The organism is Spirillospora sp. NPDC000708, from assembly GCF_040299565.1.
Lineage (GTDB): Bacteria > Actinomycetota > Actinomycetes > Streptosporangiales > Streptosporangiaceae > Spirillospora.
The window spans coordinates 1-16,467 of sequence record NZ_JBEPCJ010000151.1; the positions used below are offsets into that span (position 1 = coordinate 1).

Consider the following 16,467-nt stretch of genomic DNA (forward strand, 5'->3'; position numbering starts at 1 on the left):
GGGGGGGGGGGGGGGGGGGGGGTGGCGGGGGGGGGGGGGGGCGCCCGTCGGGCCCCCCCCGGGCCCCCCAAACCCGGGGGGCCCCGGGGGATTGGGCCCGTTCCGCGCCGCGTGCGCACCCACCACCCAATCTTTCCGATAGACATAGTTGAGGACCGTCCCCATGACACCGCCCGCACCTCCGCTCCCTTCGGGACCCGCTGAACCCGTAGGCGGCTCCGGATTGCTCTTGCGGGAGCTGAGCAACCGCTTGGAGCGGCGAGGGTGGACCTGCGAACTTGTCGCCGAGGCCGAAGACACCATTCTGCGGGCCAGCCCGCCGGCTACCGCAGGCGACGAGCCCTGCGATGACCGACCCTGCATCGCCGAGGTCATCATCCGCGACCGCGGCCAAGGCGAGTACTTCGCGTACAAGCAGACCTCCCACCGACCGATCTGCTTCACCGACGAGTTGGAGAAGACGGTCCGTGCGCTCGAACTTGTCTATGCCGGCAATCCCCCTCCCCCGCCGGACGTCCCGCCCGGCCTAGCCGCATTCGCCGCCGCGATGACCAGCGAGTCCTCGTAGTCGGTCTTTCTGCGGCTGCGGCGTCGCGGAGGCTGGCCCAAGTTCTCTCCGCCGCTGTATCCGCCGCCTCAGGCTCCAGGAGCGGCAGCTTCACCTGGAGCCGCCGTACGGTCCAGGGCTCAGGCTGCTCGGGGCCCTGGACCGTACGGCCACCACTCGAACCCGCAACGACGGCAGGGCACATCCCCCTCCGTCGAACACCACTCAATTCCTGGACCCGTTATGAGCGATGTGCTCCATGGCAATGGCCAGCGCAAGAAGGCCAGCCCCGCCCGTGTCTACGCCCATTTCCTCGGCAGCCGGGACACCTACGAGGTCGACCGCGAGGCGGCCCAGAAAGTCATCGACGCAGCTCCGGACACCCCCGCCGTCGCCAGAGCGAACTACGAGTTCGCAGGGCGCGCTGCCGCCTACGGGGTCATGCAGCTAAGTAAGCGCCCGCACCGCGGCCCCATCCGGGTCCTGAACATCGGGTGCGGCATCGACGACGACGTCCGCCCGCCAACGCTGGGAGACCAGGTACACAGCGCTACCCCGGACGCGCTCCTGATCAACGTCGACAACGACCCCGAAGTGCTGACCCACGCTCGCGCCGCCCAGCGACTGGGACACGGCAAGGTACTGGAAGGCGATGTCCGCGACCTGGACAAGCTGTTCAACGGCCCCGACTTGCGCGCTCTGATCGACCTAAACGAGCCCATGGTGATCGTCCTCGCGGCGGTCTTGCATTTCGTGGACGACCCAGCACGAATCATGGCCGACCTGCGCAATTGGGTACCGCCCGGAAGCATTCTCGTGCTGTCCCACGCCACGACCACCGATGTCGACCGTGACCGCGTCGAGGCCATGACCAACGCCTACGACACCGCGACCAGCTCGATCACCTTCCGGCCCGAGGAGGAGATCCTCGCCCTGACCAAGGGGTGGCGGTTGATCAGACCACCGGGCTCGCAAGAGCAACCCGGCACCTCTGACCGGTGCTTGGTCGACGTCGCCCAGTGGGGGCGACCCCAACCCGACAACGACCAGCACAAGCCAAGCGTCCGCGTCGTCGGACTGGTCGCCGAGTTGGAAGGTGAGGGACGGTGATCTCCTCACCTCCGTACGACCCGATGGCCGTCATCGACACTTCCGTCCCGAACTGGGCACGCGTGTGGCATTACTTACTGGGTGGCAAGGACGCCTACGGCGAGGACCGCGAAGCCGCAGACCAATTCATGGCCGTCTACCCCGGGATTGCGCGAGCTGTTCAATATTCTCGCCACTTCCAAAGCCGCGCAGTCCGCCACCTGGCCGTCGAAGCCGGCGTCCGACAGTTCCTCGACATCGGGGCTGGGTTCACCCGCTTCCCGGGCGACGACGACACTCACGAGATTGCGCAACGCGAAGCCCGCGAAAGCAAGGTCGTCTACGTCGACAACGATCCTCTTGTCATCGCATTCGGTCGCGCTATACAGCACAGCGGGCCAGAGGGACACATCGCCCATATCCAGGCCGACGCCCGCGATATCGACAAGATCTGGACCGAGGTGGAGATCGCAGGCCTCGACCCGGACCAGCCGGTCGCGGTACTGCTCATCAACGTCTTGGAGTTCCTCGACCATGAGGACGCGCACACGATGCTCAAGCAGCTCCAAGTGCTGCTCGCGCCCGGCAGTTACCTAGTCGTCTCCCATCTAGCGAAGTCTCCATACGGCGTCATGATGCAGGACATAGCGGATCGCGCTCGCAACACAGGGGCGCTCGAACTGCGGCCTCGCAGCATCCAGCACATCAGGGCGTACTTCGACGGCTTGGATGTGCTGGAGCCGGGCATTGTGCAGTGCCCGCGGTGGCGTCCCGAGGCTGCACTGTTCGAGCCGACCGATGTTCCGATGTACGCCGGCGTCGGCCGCAAGCCCGCGAGCAGCACGTGACCGCGGCCTCGTCGGCCCAGTCCGAGCCAACGGTGCCCAGCAGCTTGCCCGGCCCAGACGATGCGACAGAGGCCGCGCGTCAGCTGATGGCTCGACTGGAGGCGCGGGGGCTACGCGCCTCAGGCCCGTGGGAGCAGCCGGAGTCACAGCTCGCGGTTTCTGCGCAGTGCGTGGACGTCGAGCCCTACGTCGGGCGGACCGTGTGGCTGCTGACACCCCTTGGCTGCGAGCCCGCCGAGTTGTTCTGGCATTGGGAGCGTCCGCGTCGCAACGAGCTTGGCTATCCGGTCGGCCGCTGGTTCCAACCGTTCTGCCCTGCTTCCGCCGCCGAGCGCGCCGCGGCCGCCATCCACCGGGTCGTCCTTGCCGACATCGCCCGCCGGGCCCGCGCCCTGACGGCTGTCGAAGGAGACCAACGCGCACTCGCCCCTGCCGTTCACCTGACACCGAAGGACGACAACGATGCGCAGATTCGATGAACCTCGGGATCGGTTCGACCTGGACCTGTTCCGCACAGGCAACGCCGACCTGCAGATCGAGGGGCTCTACCGCCTCCGCCGCTCGACACACGAAGCCATCACCGTCTTCGGGGAGCCGGTGTACGGAGCCAACCTCGAGGCGACCGGAGGCTTGACCGCCCCTCCGGCCATCCACGAACTCCCGACGGCGCAACAGCCCAAGGCGCTGGCCGAGGACGAGGCGGCACGGGTCGCCGGCGCGCACCTGTACGCGCTGGACGAGGAGGCCACCGCGGCCGCCGTTCAGCTCGGCTCGGAGCTGCCGGGTTTCGAGCCGGGCTCCTCCGAGCGGTTGACCTCGCGCCGGTTCCTGGCGGAGGCGTTCGACCCGCCTGCGCCGAGCGGATTGCTGAGGTGGTCCAGCGGTGTGAGCTACACCTGCGTCGGCACGCCCGTCATCGGCTGTCACTGGGGCCCATCACCAGGCGGAACCTGGGTTGCATGGTGGGCCGACAACCGTGCCGCCACCCGCGCCGATGTCCACTCCGGTGTGATCAACGAGCGGCAGGCCAAGGAACACCTCCGCGTCGTTGGGCCTTTGATGTTCACTGAGCTCGGCGTACTCCTGCATTCCGCCGCCGTGCCGCTGCCCGAACCGCCGGCTGGGCCGCTGCCCTCCCAGGTGGAGATCGCCCAGTACGTCGCGCTGACCGCGACCCTGACCGCGTCGTGGGCTTTGCTGATCGTCCCAGAAGCGGCCCGGGTGATCACGCGCGCCCCTACCGCGAACCAAGCCGCGCAAGACCGCCGCCGCGGCCTAACCCCATGCCCGGCGACGCTGGCGAGCGCACCGATCAACCTCGACCCGATTCGACGCCTCCCGCGCAACACCTGAACCGAACCGACCATGCGACCCCACCGCCGGCCGCCTCGGGGCTAATCGGCGGCCGCCCCGACAAGGAAGCGCGTACGTGAACCTGCGAACAGTGAGCTACAACCTGCGTGACGGAGGCCTCGACGGCGGCACCGGCTCCGCCGAAGGGTGGCGCGACGACACCCGACTCAAGGCTCAGATGACGCTGCTCCGGTCCTTGCGACCTGACCTGCTTGCGCTCCAGGAAGCGAAGTGGGGAATCCACGGGCCTTCCCGCGTCAAGCAGGTCGCGAAGTGGCTGGACATGAACTGGAGCTGCATCGTTCCCTCGAACTTTCACGGCTGCGACATCGCCGTTCTGGTCCGCGAGAGCAACGATCTCGCCGTCACCAATGAAAGGCACCTGACCGGCCCGCCGTTCGTCCACGCGCACGCCGACATCGAGCTCCGCGTGACCGGCCACGTCGGCCGGCTCCATTTCATGGCCGGGCACGCCGCCCCGTCCAGCCCGACCATGCGACTTGCCGAGAGTGAGCTGGTCGGCATGTACCGGAATCTCGATGTCATCTACGTCGCCGACTTCAACGCCGCCGCGATCGGTGAAGACCCTGACGTGACCGGCGTCGATCCGCTGCAGGTCGCCCGGAAGCTCGACACCCGGCCGGCCGAGGAACTCGCCGCCGCCGGGTTCTGCGACGTCGGCGCACACATGGGCGACCGAGCCCCCACCGTGGGTCATGCCGGTCAAGGCCAGCTCGCCTACCGCTGCGATCGGATCTACACGACCCTGCCGCGGGACCGGATCGTCGGGTACCACGTCGTCCAGGAGGAGCGGCCTCTGTCCGATCACAGGCCGGTGTGCGCCGATATCGCGGTCGGGTGCTAGGCCCGCGGTGACTCGGGGGCGTAGCGACGCGAACTCCTCACCTGTCCCCCCGCGGAAGACTCCGGCGGTCGCGCAGGGTTGTCTGCCGGCGGGCGGATGAGCCGCCAGGACAGCGGTCGCCTCCCTAGCCATTCCCCTCGCATGACGGTGCGCCCGTCGCCTTCCTAGGCGGCGGGCGCACATGCGTGCGCCTAGTGCCGGCCTTGCTTCAGAGTCCCCACAAAAGGAATCCAAATTAGACTTGACATGATTATTAGATTGCCATATTGTGATGGGCATGTCCAACCCTCCCCCTGATATCCAGGTCGCGACGGGCGTTCGCGAGGTTGAGCTGTTCCGGGCGGCGGAGCTGAAGGCCATTGCCGCGCTGCACGCCTTCGCGAAGGCCGAGAACGCCGTGGCCGGCGAGCGCAGGCGCCTGGCGAGCTACCCCGACAGTCCTGGCGGATGGTCCCGGTTGAGCCGCGCTGAGGCTAAGGCGCGCATGCAGGAAAGGCACCTGGACCACGCCGAGGCGGTCGCCGCGCGCCTGGAGGCCGCCGCGATGGAAGTCGCCAGCGACCTCACCGTGCGAGCCCGGCTCAGTTGGGGCGCTCGGATGGCGCACCGCGCCCTGGAGGCCGGGCGGAGGTGGGACTAACCCCTGACCGGATGGCGGGCGGCCCGGAACCCCGTGCCGAGCCGCCCCCGTAGCCCGACTGGAGCCCCATGAACCCCTCACCCGGCATCCCCCTCAACAAGCACGCGGCGACCGAGCAGGCCACCGGCCTCGTTCAGGTCCCCGCCGACACCACCCGCGAGGCCGGCTTCCTCATCCCGGTGGCCCTCACCGCGAGGGCACATGCCGACTGCGTCGCTTGGACGGACGCCGACGCGGCTCGAACCGGCGCCATCCAGGACGAGGACGGCCGCATGATCGACGTGCTGGCCATGGCCGCGAACGCCATCCGCAGCGCCCGCCGGAACGGCCGCCCGAGCGGTCCCGGCTGGTTCCCATTCCGAGTCTGCCGGGTGGCCAGGGATGCCCGTCCCGGTCCGGACGGCGACATTGAACCGGAGGAGGTCCCCCTGATCCTCACCCTCACTCCGGCCGGGTTCGGCACCCTCGACGGAATCATCGGCTTTCCTGACGAGACCTGACCCTGGCCCCCGGTGAGGCGCCCCGGCAAGAGACCGGCGGCGCCTCACCAACCCATCGGCGGAGAAGGGAGCCTGTCGGTAGGTGCACGTCAGCCGCGGCTGAGGGATAGCGAACACCGCGAACCCGCTGCTCCGCAGCTCAGCCCCTGGGTGGCATGATCGTGCATCGTGGCAGAGAACGACGCACTCGTACCTCCTGAAGACCTCGTCGAAGTCCAGCGTGCCTGGTATGCGGCGGACGCTGAATGCGCCCGGATCGGGGAGGCGCTTCCCAGCGGATCGAAGGTCGTGGCCGGCGTCGAAGCCGCGCCCAAGCAGGTGGCGGAGCTGAAGGCCGCGCGTGCGCGTCGCCTCCAGTTCACCGAGGACCTTCTCCATCATGAGTGGTGGGGGAAGGTCACGGATCCGATCAAGGCGAAGAAGGCGCTGCGGGCGGCAGCGAAGCAGTAGCCGGGCCGGCGGCTGGCTCGGGCGATCAGGCTTCCTCGCGGTCGGCGATCGAACAGCCTCCGCTTTACTGAATGGCGCGCCGCCACCCTCGCGCCGCTCGCGGCCCACCGGAATCCACCGCTGAATGATGTCTTCGGAGGCGCCCGCCTCCCTCAGCAGATCGGCTGCGATGAGATTCTGCTCGGGGCAGGAGTCCGGTGCGGACCCGATAAGGATTCCAGCAACCTCCGCCAGCAGGTCCACCCGTAACGTCGCAGGCGGTTCGTGGACGGCACCCGGCCGGCGACGCTCGCGGACCGTTGCGATGCACTCCAGCTCCGCCACTGCGGCTTTCCATGCCTTCTCTTCTGGGCGCTTCCAGCCTGCGAGGCGAGTCGCGGCGGCGAACAGGTTAGCCGTCAGCAGGCGATCAGGATCCCGGCGATGCACGTCGCCAGGATATAGAACAAACGTTCGACATCCACAGGCGAGCCTCGCAGTCGCGCGCGAGCGTGAAACCGCTCGGCCTGACCAAGTCGAGCACTTCAAGACCGAAGGCAGCTGTATCCCCGCGCTGACCGCTCTCCTAGCGGCGGGGCTCGGAGAACGCTTAGGCGGCGACGTAGTCCAGGAAGTTGCGGACGATGGGGATGTGCTTGTGCCCGCTCAGGCCCTCCCGCAGATCATCGAGAGTGTCGGTGGCTCGTGCGGAGTCGACCCCGCCCATCAGCTTGACGACTTTGTGTCCGACGTCGACTGCGGCGTCCACGTCATCGAGCAGGAGGTGCGCTTCGGCCTGCCGGGCGAGGTAGATCGCGGTGCCGCGGGTCTCTCGCTGGGTGTCGTACTGGTCGGTGTGGGTGACGGCCGCCGTGAAGTGTTCGAGCGCCCGCCGCGGCTCGTTCAAGCTGAGCGCGGAACTGGCGGCGACCTGGTGCAGCTCACCGTGGGTGATCCACGTCATGGACGGCAGGTCCTCATCCGACGGCGGAGCGGAGGCGTAGGCCGCGAAGGCGGCGTCGACCCGGCGCCATGCGCTGGTCGGTTCCTCGGCCTTGGAATGCGCGCGGGCCGCGCGGGCGTGCAGCATCGCTGTTACGCGAGGCGAGGTGATCTTCCGGTGGTCGTCGAGTGCGCTGTCGACCAGGTGGAGTGCGCCGCGCGCGTCGCCCTTGGCGTAGCGGAGGTTCGCCCAGAAGGCGAGGATGACGGCGCCGCTGGTCGGGTCGGCGGCCGAACCCGACGCCCGCAGGCCGGTCACGAAATGCTGCTCGGCTTGGGCGATGCGGCCCGCGTCGTAGGCGCACCAGCCGGCCAGCCGGGCGGCTTCGGCGGCGCAGCTGAACAGCCGCCGGCCAACCTCCTCGGAGTAGGAGGCGTTGCGCAGCAGATCGGTGATCAGGCGGAGCTCGACCAACGCCGCGGTGTAGACCTGCCCCGCGCCCACGATGTCGTCCAGGTGCCGCAGCGCGTGCAACCGGGCGTCGAACAGTTCAGGAGCTTCGACTCCGACGCGTCGGCCCCGGTCGTCGACCGCGACTGCCGGCGCGGCCGTGACCCACTGCGCAACGGAGGCGGCCAGGGCGCTGGCGGTGACGACGAGAAAGCCTCGACGGTCCAGGTCCACAGACCCTCCCATATCGGTCAGCAGATGCAACGTACCCGCCGGAGTCCACTCCGACTCCAGCACGGCCCCGTCGCGAGGGAACGCCAGCATCAGGAAGCCGGGCCAGCCGAGCCGGTCGACCTCGACCGGCGGGATGCCGTGTAAGCGCGCGATGGCGAGCTGCGCGGACCGTCCGGGCGGGTGCCGCTTCCACCTCGTCAGCTTCTCCTTACGGACGGCCATCCCCCCGTAGCCAAGGGCGCGGTGCTGATCGGCCACCCGCCGAAGGTAAGCGGCTGCGGTCAGGTTGTTGTGGGCCAGCAGCGCCGACAGCGGATGATCCCAGAGTGTCGCGGCCGTCATTGGACGCCTCCCGGATACCGGATGCCCGGACACTTCGAGTCTCCGGGAAGCGGGCCCTGCCGCCAAGCCTGTCCTGCGAGAAGGCAACTCGAAGCAACCGGAAAGCAACTCGGGGCAACGTCTTAACCCTTGGCCGCCTCCAGCGCCGCGGTGACTGTGGAGGCACCCAGGCGAGGCCGAACCCGAGGCCCCGCCGGACATGAGAGGAGACGCTGATGCGCCTCGACAGCACCCTCCCCGCCCGCCCCGCCGACGACGCCGCCGACGGCTTCGTCCTGGACGTCCGCGTCGTCCAGGACGACGCGTCCCGGCCGGCCGGCCAGGTGCCGTGCGACACCAGCAACGGCTGCCCGGCCACCTGCGACAGCTCCTGCAACAGCTCGGTCTGATCGCACACCCTCCTGGGGGCGGGTCGGCGTGGCCCGCCCCCAGGCCCGCCGCCGAGTCGCACCGATAGGGAGGACGGCATGACTAACCCCGACCCGCTGTACCGGCCCGCGCCCGGTGGTCTGCTCCGAGCGGTCCGCAGCCGCGCCCAGGCGTTGCCGCTCGGCTGGCCCGACTTGACCGGTGCCGCCGACCCGGAGGGGTGGGCGGCGTGGCTGAGAAAGGTGTGGACGGGCGCCACCGCCGAGGCCATCGGCTGCGCCAGCCCATCGCTCACCAGGCGGGTAGAAGAGATCCTCGCCGGCAAGGAGGTGCCGCCCCGGCAGATCCGCCGCGCCGTGGTGTCGGTGACCCGGTACCTGCTGCGCGAGGCGTCGAGGCCGACACCGTTCGGGCTGTTCGCCGGCGTCGCCGACGTCGACTTTGGCCGGTGCGCCGACGTCCGGTGGGGCAGCGGGCACCGCGTGCTCGCCCGCCCTGACGCCGAGTGGCTCAACGACATCATCACCGGGCTGGAGCGGTGCTCGGCGCTGCTGGAGCGGCTGCCGGTCGTCATCAGCACGCTGCGCCAGGCCCACGGCGACCGGCTGTCGGTCCCCTCCGGCGCGGGCCGAGTCGAGATCCGCCATACCCGCGTCATCAGCTCCGTCGAGGCCCTGGCCAGCACGCCCGTGCCGTTCGCCGACCTTGCCGCCCAGCTCTCCGAGGAGTTTCCGAGGGTCGCGACGTCGACCGTGACCGGCATGCTGGCCGAGTTGGTCGAGCAGCGGGTGCTGGTGACGGCGCTGCGGCCGCCCGCCACCGTCGCCGATCCGCTCGGTTATCTGGTCGCCCAGCTGCGGCGTGTGCACGCCGGCGATGTCGATGCCGTCGCTGGCGTCCTGGCCGAGTTGGAGGAGATCGGCATCGACCTCGCCCGGCACAACGGCGCCGACCCAGCTGGGCCGCGGGATGCGGGCGAGCGCGCCGCGATCGAGACGCGGATCCGGGGCCTGTCGGCGGCGGGCCGGAGCCCGCTGATGGTGGAGCTGCGGTTGGACTGCCGTGTTCGGCTGCCCGACAGCATCTCCCGCGAGATGGCGGCCGCCACGTCGGCGCTCATCCGTCTGTCGCCTCAGCCCGGCGGGTTCGCGGCCTGGCGGCAGTACCACGAGGCGTTCCTCGACCACTACGGCACCGGCACGCTGGTCCCTCTCACCGACGTCCTCGCCCCGGGCACCGGCCTTGGCCTCCCCGGCGGGTACCCGGGCTCTCCGCTGCCCGAGCCGCCTGCATCCGTCGCGGCCCAGAACCGGCCGATCGGTCGCGACGCCGCGCTGCTCGCCCTCGCCCACCGCGCGGTCATGGACGGAACCGGCGAGGTGGTCCTGGACGACGCGGCGATCAGCGCGCTCGGTGCCGACATGGACCAGGTGCGGATCCCGGCGCACGTGGAGTTGACCGCCCGCATCCACGCGACCGGGCGCGCGGCGCTCGATCGCGGGGAGTACACGCTCACCGTCGCGCCGGCGCGCGCCGCAGGGACGATGACCGGCCGGTTCGTCCGCGCCGCCTCGCCGCTGGGCGCGGTGTTCGCCGCCGTGCCCACCATGGTCGACGGCGCCATCGCCGCGCAGGTGTCGACCCCGATGGCGTACCCGCACGCCGACAACATCGCCTCCACCAGCCAGTTCCTACCGCACCTGATCCCGCTCGGCGAGCACCGGCCCGACGCCGACGCCCGCATCTTCGGCGTTCAGGACCTGGCGGTCACCGCCGACTTCGACCAGCTGTACCTGGTCGCGCCGCGGCTGGGCAGGGTCGTCGAGCCTCACGTTTTCCACGCGCTGCGGCTGGACAAGCAGCCCCCGCCGCTCGCGCGGTTCCTGGTCGCGCTGGTGCGCGGCCGCGCCGCCACCCTCACCGAGTTCGACTGGGGGCCTGCGGCCGAACTGCCTTACCTGCCGCGTGTCCGCTACCGCCGGAGCGTCCTGGCGGCCGCGCGGTGGCGCATCACCGCAGCCGACCTGCCCGCCCCCGACGCCGACTGGGAGGACTTCCGTGGGGCGCTGGAGCGGTGGCGGCGCCGCTGGCGGGCGCCGCAGACCGTGGAGCTCCGCGAGGATGACCGGGTGCTGCGCCTGGACCTGGACGAACCCACCCACACGGTGATCCTGCGCCGGGAACTCGCCCGGACCGGGCACGCGCAGCTGGTGGAGGCCGCGGATCCGGCCGGTGACGGGTGGCTTGACGGCCACCCCCACCAGGTCGCGGTCCCGATGCTCTCGACCCGCCCGCCGGCGCCGTCTCCGCTGCGGCGCGGTCGGCTCGTGCCGCTCACCAACACCGCCGGGCAGTTCCCCGGCGCGGCGGGCACCCGATGGCTGTCGGCGCGCCTGTACGCGCCGCCCGGCCTGCAGACGGTCATCCTCGCCGAGCACCTTCCGTGCCTCCTGACCGACCTGGGCGACTTGCGCGACGGTGAGCACGAGGCGGTGCCGGTGTGGTGGCTGCGCTACCGCGACCCCGCCGACCCCGACCACCTCCGGATACGGGTCCGCGTCGGCGACCAGCGCGCCTACGGGGCAGCGGCCGCCGCGATCGGGTCATGGGCGGACGTGCTGCGCCGCCGCGGGCTGGCGCGGCGGCTGCAGCTGGACACCTACCAGCCCGAGGTCGGCCGGTACGGCGCCGGCCGGGCGCTGGAGGCCGCCGAGCGAGTGTTCGTCGCCGACTCCGCCCTCGTCCAAGCCCAACTCGCCCTCCCGCCCGGAACGGCGGAACCGCCGGCGCTGGCCGCAGCGAACATCACGGAGATCGCCGCGGCGTTCACCGGCGACACCGAGTCCGGCATGGACTGGCTGATCAACCGCCCGACCGCCGCACCCGACGAACCTCCCGGAAGGGACACCCGCGCTGATGCCGTCGCCCTGGCGACCGGCGCCCGGCCGCTGCCCGCCGAGCAGACGGCGACACCACTGTGGGAAGCACGCCGCACCGCCCTCACCGCCTACCGCCGCACCCTCTCCGGCGACACCGATCTGGACCAGGTGCTGGCGTCCCTGCTGCACATGCACCACATCCGCGCGATCGGACCCAACCGGCCCGCGGAACGGCAGGGTCTGCATCTCGCCCGCGCTGCCGCGATGGCCTGGCGCGCCCGGGCCCCGCAACCATGAGCCCGAACCCGCAAGGCACGGTGCTGGACGACCCGTGTGCCGTCCCCGTCGATCCGCCCGTCGATCCGCCCGACGGCTGGTGCCACTCTCTCGGGCGAGGCGTGCCCGGCGTCCTGCTGCTGCACGCCACCCGTGCCCGCGCCAGCACCGGCGCCTGGGAAACCGTGCACCGCTGGGCCGCCGCCGCGACCGCCACCCCGATCCAGGAGGCCGGCGGCGGCCTGTTCGCTGGAGCCGCGGCCGTCGCCTACGCCCTCGCCCACGCCAACCATCCCGGCTACGCCGCGGCACTGCGCATCCTGGACACCCACATCACCGCCGTGGCCGCCGACCGCGTACGCGCCGCCCATGACCGCATCGACCGCAGCGAGCTGCCCGCGCTCGCCGAATTCGACCTGATCAGCGGATTGACCGGCATCAGCTGCTACCTCCTGCACCGCGACCCCCACGGCGAACCGGTCCGCGCCGTCCTGCACTACCTGGTTCGGCTCACCCACCCGGTGAGGCCGAACGGGCTCGGCGCAGCGGTGCCGGGCTGGTGGACTCCCCACGACCTCACCGACCGGCCCTCACCGGCCCTGCCCGGCGGGCACGCCAACCTGGGGATCGCGCACGGCATCACCGGGCCGCTGGCGCTGATGGCCACAGCTCACCGACGCGGCGTCACCGTCCCGGGCCAGATCGACGCGATCGACCGGATCTGCCGCTGGCTGGACACCTGGCAGCAGAGCTCCAGCACCACCGCATGGTGGCCCGGCCACATCACCGCCGACGAGCACCGCACCGGCCGCGCCCACCAAGATGGCCCCGCCCGGCCGAGCTGGTGCTACGGAACGCCCGGCATCGCCCGCGCCCTGCAGCTCGCCGCGCTCGCACTCGACGACCACGCCCGACGACGGACCGCCGAGGACGCCCTGTACGGCTGCGTCACCGACACCCGGCAGGTCGCCCAGCTCACCGGCCCGTCGATCTGCCACGGCCGCGCCGGGCTCGTCCTCGCGGCGACCCGAGCCGCCGCCGACGCCGCCACCGACGCACTCGCCGCCCAGCTGCCGCGCCTACGAACCCGCGCGGTCACCCGGCCGATCACCGACCGGCCGCACCGCAGCCCCGGCCAGCCCGGACTCCTGGACGGTGCCACCGGAATCGCTCTGACCCGCGCCACAGCCCTTCAGCAGGGCCCGCAGGGGGCGCCATGGCCGTGGGACGCGTGCCTGCTGATGCCCGGATGACCCAGCCGACCCGCCGCCCTGTCGAACCGCCCGTGATCACAACGTGCAGCGACCTACACTGCCAGCGATGAGCACCGACACCGTCAACCCCGACAGCGCCCGCGCCCGCCTGGTCAAACACCTCACCGGGACAGGCGACCTGCGCACACCTGCCATCCGACACGCCTTCGGTGCCGTGCCCCGGCACCTGTTCGTGCCCGGGACCCCGCTCGCGGACGCCTACGCCGACAAGATCCTGGTGACCAAACGAGACGTCGACGGGACGGCGCTCAGCTCCGCGAGCCAGCCCAGCATCGTCGCGCACATGCTGGAGCAGGCCCAGCCCGCGCCCGGCGCACGGGTCCTGGAAATCGGCGCCGGGACCGGCTACAACGCGGCGCTCCTCCGCGAGCTCGTCGGGGAGCGCGGGCACGTCACCACCATCGACGTGTTCACCGACGTCGCCGACGACGCCCGCCGCAACCTCACCGCCGCCGGATACGACGACGTCGACGTGCTCACCGGCGACGGCGCTGCCGGCGCCCCCGACACCGCCCCGTTCGACCTGATCGTGGTCACCGCCGGAGCATGGGACGTCCCCGCCGCCTGGTGGGCCCAACTCGCTCCAGGCGGCCGCATCGTGGTGCCGCTGCGCTGGCGCGGCCTCACCCGCTCCCTCGCGCTCGACCACCAGCCCGCCGGGCCCGGCGGGCCCGCCCACCTGGTCTCCCGGTCTATGTACCTGTGCGGCTTCATCCCCATGTCCGGCACCAGCGACGGCGGCCGCACCGTCACGCTCGCCGACAACGTCACGCTGCTCGCCGACCAAGACCAGCCGATCACCACCGATGCGCTGACCGGCGTCCTGGACACCCCGCGCACCGAGACCTGGTCAGGGGTGGTGATCCCCGGAGACCAGAGCACGGAGGACATCTGGCTCCGCCTGTCCATCACCGAACCCGGCACCTGCCGCATCCATGCCGACCGCAGCGCGATCGACAGCGGCCGGGTCACACCGGCGACCAGGATCAACCCCGCTCTCGCCGACGGCGACTCGATCGCCTACCTGGCCTCCCGCCGCGTCACGGATGGCCCATCCTCCCGCTGGGAGCTCGGCGCCATCGGCCACGGGCCCCGCGGCGCGCAACTCGCCGACCGCATCGCCGCCGCTACCCGGGACTGGGACCGCGACCGCGACGCCCAGCCGCGCATCACCCTGTACCCGGCAGACACACCCGACGAGCAGCTCCCCGCCGGCCTGGTCATCGACAAGCGCGACAGCCGAATGGTGTTCAGCTGGTGAGCACCAACGCCGCTCGACCAGACTGACCGGGGCGAGCACCGCACGCCCAACACGAGCGCAACCGGTGGCCACGGGGCCAGGATGGTCCTGAAACGACGAACTGGCCCCCGTTTCCGTCCCGGATTACTTCGGGGACGGAAACGGGGGCCGTTGGCCGTGCACGGGATCGCAGAAGCTAGGCGGCGCGGCGGTACGGCAGCGCGCGCGGGACCCTGGAGTAGTCCGGTGCCACCAGGGCCGTGACGTTCGGGCGCACGCCGAACAGCGCGGCGCCGGCGGCCACGACCGCCATCACCATGGTCACCTGGTCGGCGGTCCAGCCGAGTCCGAACGCCAGCCCGATCGTGATCGCCGCCTGGATGAACCCGACGACGGCCGGGAGGATCTGGTCGCGGGCCACCATGCATGCGGTGACGATGCCGAGGATCGCCGCGGCGCCGGCGTTGACGGCGGCGGTCTGCTTGTCGGTCCAGTCGAGGCCGAAGGCGACGAGCATCTGGATGATGGCGGAGACGAGGCCGAGGATGGTCGCGGGGTCGCGTCCGAGGATCTTCACTGTTCCTCCTGGAGGGGCCGGGCGGTTACTGCCGCCCGTGTCTGTGCAGCTCGCACAGAGGTCTGTATGGCTGCCACAGCGGCCTGTGCTGATCACAGACGACTGCGGAAGGTCGGCGCGAGACGCGCCGAGCTTGCTGGTAGCGGTGCGGGCTCCGGGCTCACAGGCCCGTGGCCGCCAGCCACTTCTTCATCGCGGCCGCCAGCTCCGCATCGCTCGGATCCACGTCCGAGCCCGGAGCAGGCGTCGGGCCGGGAGGGACGGGCGTGGGGTCGGGCACCGGAAAGGGGTTGGGGTCACCGGTGAGGGCGTGCAGCTCCTCACCGAGCCCGTACAGGTCCACGCCCAGGGGGTCGACGCCGTTGGCGTCGAGCCATTCGGGGAGGATCGCGACCCACGCTTCGTCGACGACGCGGCGGAACACCGGCCACGTCATCTTGATGACCTTGCCCCAGGTGACGATCCAGACGCCGGTGTCGTCGTAGCCGACGATCACCACGGCGTGGCCTCCGAGGCTGCGGCCGCCGGCGCGCGTCCAGTCCTTGCCGTTGTTGAAGTCGGTCATCATCTGCGCGGTGACGTCGATGCCGAGTCCCACCGTCCCCAGCAGGTACACGGCGGTCTTGACCTCGTCCAGATCGGACGGCTCGACCTCGGCGAACGCGAGCGCCTTGTGTCCGGCGATGCCGGTGCGGCGCCAGTCGGCGTAGACGTCCTGCAGGATGCAGCCGATGTCGCTGCTCGGGTCGTCGGGGTTGTAGCCGCTGACGCGCTCGTACACGGGCAGCACGTCGTCGTCGGAGACGGTGACCGTGAAGCCGGCCCCGTAGGTGGAGGTCGCCTGGAGGGCGTGGGCCTCCATCGCGATGGCGCAGTCGCCGATGCGGTCGTTGAGGTAGATCGGCCAGAGCCCGATGTGCTCGAACCAGTTGACCGAAGCGGGCGCCGGAGTCGTGACGCCCATGTGGGGGCGAAGCTTGACGCGGGCCTTGGTGCGAACGGCCGGGCACCGACCGGGCCGAAAGGTGATGGGCAAGGGTCCTCCGTGCATGAAGAAGGCCCCCAGCGAGCGCCGGAGGCCGTAGAGGCTGAAGGAGGTAGGCGGTGGTCAGCGCCAGAAGAAGACCTTCGCGCTTCCGCCGGTGTTGACCACCGCGTCGCCGCTGCCGTGCTGGACGAGCTGGAACCGCACGCGGTGGTCCTTGCCGATGGTGTCGGCGCCCAGCGAGTACACGATGTGGGTCTGGTCGCCGGCCGACACGTAGTCCTGCACGGGCCCCGCCTCGAACTTGCTGTCGTCCTTGCTGTCGATCTCGACCACGCGGCCCTGGATCAGCGTGCCCGCGGGCACACCGGAGACCGTCACCGCGACCGTCATCGAGTAGCGGGCCGGGCCCCACAGGATGCTCGGGCCGCCGCTGTCGGCGTGCTGGTGCTTGGTGTCGGCGTAGTCGTGCTGCCAGCTCACGTTCGTCCACTTGCCGGGCGCGAGCTTCTGGGTCTTGGTGGTGCCTACCGACACGTAGCTCGGCATGTCGTCGTTCTCCTCCTCGGGCGAGACGCCGACGCGCCACTGCCCGTAGTCGCTCTTGACGGCGCGGTCGTAGTCGAG

The 16,467-nt window shown here is 70.9% G+C and carries 16 protein-coding genes and 1 pseudogene; 13 read left to right on the forward strand and 4 right to left on the reverse strand.

Annotated elements, in window-relative coordinates; all coding sequences use genetic code 11:
- Positions 1–229: 229 nt before the first annotated feature.
- From ABT299_RS50040 to ABT299_RS50080, 9 genes are all read left to right on the forward strand, one after another.
- Positions 230–568 carry a hypothetical protein gene (locus tag ABT299_RS50040; RefSeq protein ID WP_500255149.1) on the forward strand — a complete coding sequence of 113 codons (339 nt, stop codon included), beginning with the start codon at positions 230–232 and terminating at the stop codon, positions 566–568.
- A 222-nt stretch (positions 569–790) separates the two neighbouring features.
- A complete protein-coding gene (locus ABT299_RS50045) occupies positions 791–1,657 on the forward strand; it encodes an SAM-dependent methyltransferase (RefSeq protein ID WP_500255150.1) in 867 nt (288 codons plus the stop codon).
- A complete protein-coding gene (locus tag ABT299_RS50050; protein ID WP_500255151.1) occupies positions 1,654–2,484 on the forward strand; it encodes an SAM-dependent methyltransferase in 831 nt (276 codons plus the stop codon). The genes ABT299_RS50045 and ABT299_RS50050 overlap by 4 nt, the downstream gene beginning before the upstream one ends.
- Positions 2,485–2,654: 170 nt before the next feature.
- Positions 2,655–2,963 carry a hypothetical protein gene (locus ABT299_RS50055; protein WP_500255152.1) on the forward strand — a complete coding sequence of 103 codons (309 nt, stop codon included), beginning with the start codon at positions 2,655–2,657 and terminating at the stop codon, positions 2,961–2,963.
- Positions 2,947–3,837, forward strand: coding sequence for a hypothetical protein (locus ABT299_RS50060; RefSeq protein ID WP_500255153.1), 891 nt, complete (start codon positions 2,947–2,949; stop codon positions 3,835–3,837). Before ABT299_RS50055 ends, ABT299_RS50060 begins: the two co-directional genes overlap by 17 nt.
- A 91-nt stretch (positions 3,838–3,928) precedes the next feature.
- Positions 3,929–4,702 (forward strand): endonuclease/exonuclease/phosphatase family protein, encoded by a 774-nt coding sequence (locus ABT299_RS50065; RefSeq protein WP_500255154.1) that lies wholly within the window; start codon positions 3,929–3,931, stop codon positions 4,700–4,702.
- A gap of 277 nt (positions 4,703–4,979) precedes the next feature.
- The gene (locus ABT299_RS50070; RefSeq protein ID WP_500255155.1) at positions 4,980–5,342 is read left to right on the forward strand and encodes a hypothetical protein; all 363 of its coding nucleotides are present in this window, start codon (positions 4,980–4,982) and stop codon (positions 5,340–5,342) included.
- Positions 5,343–5,410: 68 nt separating this feature from the next.
- The gene (locus ABT299_RS50075; RefSeq protein WP_500255156.1) at positions 5,411–5,842 is read left to right on the forward strand and encodes a hypothetical protein; all 432 of its coding nucleotides are present in this window, start codon (positions 5,411–5,413) and stop codon (positions 5,840–5,842) included.
- A 168-nt stretch (positions 5,843–6,010) separates the two neighbouring features.
- Positions 6,011–6,292, forward strand: a complete 282-nt coding sequence (locus tag ABT299_RS50080) for a DUF8825 domain-containing protein (RefSeq protein WP_500255157.1) — start codon at positions 6,011–6,013, stop codon at positions 6,290–6,292.
- A gap of 589 nt (positions 6,293–6,881) precedes the next feature.
- Here ABT299_RS50080 and ABT299_RS50085 read toward each other — a convergent pair.
- Complete coding sequence (locus ABT299_RS50085; RefSeq protein ID WP_500255158.1) at positions 6,882–8,240, reverse strand: NsdA family TPR-like regulatory protein; 1,359 nt, start codon at positions 8,238–8,240, stop codon at positions 6,882–6,884.
- Positions 8,241–8,455: 215 nt separating this feature from the next.
- Between ABT299_RS50085 and ABT299_RS50090 the strand changes: the two genes are divergently transcribed.
- The 4 genes from ABT299_RS50090 to fxlM all read left to right on the forward strand — a co-directional run bounded on the left by ABT299_RS50090 (position 8,456) and on the right by fxlM (position 14,299).
- A complete protein-coding gene (locus ABT299_RS50090; RefSeq protein ID WP_500255159.1) occupies positions 8,456–8,629 on the forward strand; it encodes a hypothetical protein in 174 nt (57 codons plus the stop codon).
- Positions 8,630–8,707: 78 nt separating this feature from the next.
- Positions 8,708–11,785, forward strand: a complete 3,078-nt coding sequence (locus ABT299_RS50095) for a lantibiotic dehydratase (RefSeq protein ID WP_500255160.1) — start codon at positions 8,708–8,710, stop codon at positions 11,783–11,785.
- Positions 11,782–13,017 carry a lanthionine synthetase C family protein gene (locus tag ABT299_RS50100; protein WP_500255161.1) on the forward strand — a complete coding sequence of 412 codons (1,236 nt, stop codon included), beginning with the start codon at positions 11,782–11,784 and terminating at the stop codon, positions 13,015–13,017. Before ABT299_RS50095 ends, ABT299_RS50100 begins: the two co-directional genes overlap by 4 nt.
- Before the next feature lie 67 nt (positions 13,018–13,084).
- Positions 13,085–14,299 carry a methyltransferase, FxLD system gene (gene fxlM / locus ABT299_RS50105; RefSeq protein ID WP_500255162.1) on the forward strand — a complete coding sequence of 405 codons (1,215 nt, stop codon included), beginning with the start codon at positions 13,085–13,087 and terminating at the stop codon, positions 14,297–14,299.
- 175 nt (positions 14,300–14,474) lie between these two features.
- Here fxlM and ABT299_RS50110 read toward each other — a convergent pair whose 3' ends face one another.
- The 3 genes and pseudogenes from ABT299_RS50110 to ABT299_RS50120 form a co-directional block, all read right to left on the reverse strand.
- A complete protein-coding gene (locus ABT299_RS50110) occupies positions 14,475–14,855 on the reverse strand; it encodes a hypothetical protein (RefSeq protein WP_208244563.1) in 381 nt (126 codons plus the stop codon).
- Between the two features lie 160 nt (positions 14,856–15,015).
- A complete protein-coding gene (locus ABT299_RS50115; protein WP_500255163.1) occupies positions 15,016–15,819 on the reverse strand; it encodes a hypothetical protein in 804 nt (267 codons plus the stop codon).
- Positions 15,820–15,963: 144 nt separating this feature from the next.
- Positions 15,964–16,467 (reverse strand): annotated as a pseudogene (locus ABT299_RS50120) (hypothetical protein); the annotation flags it as partial.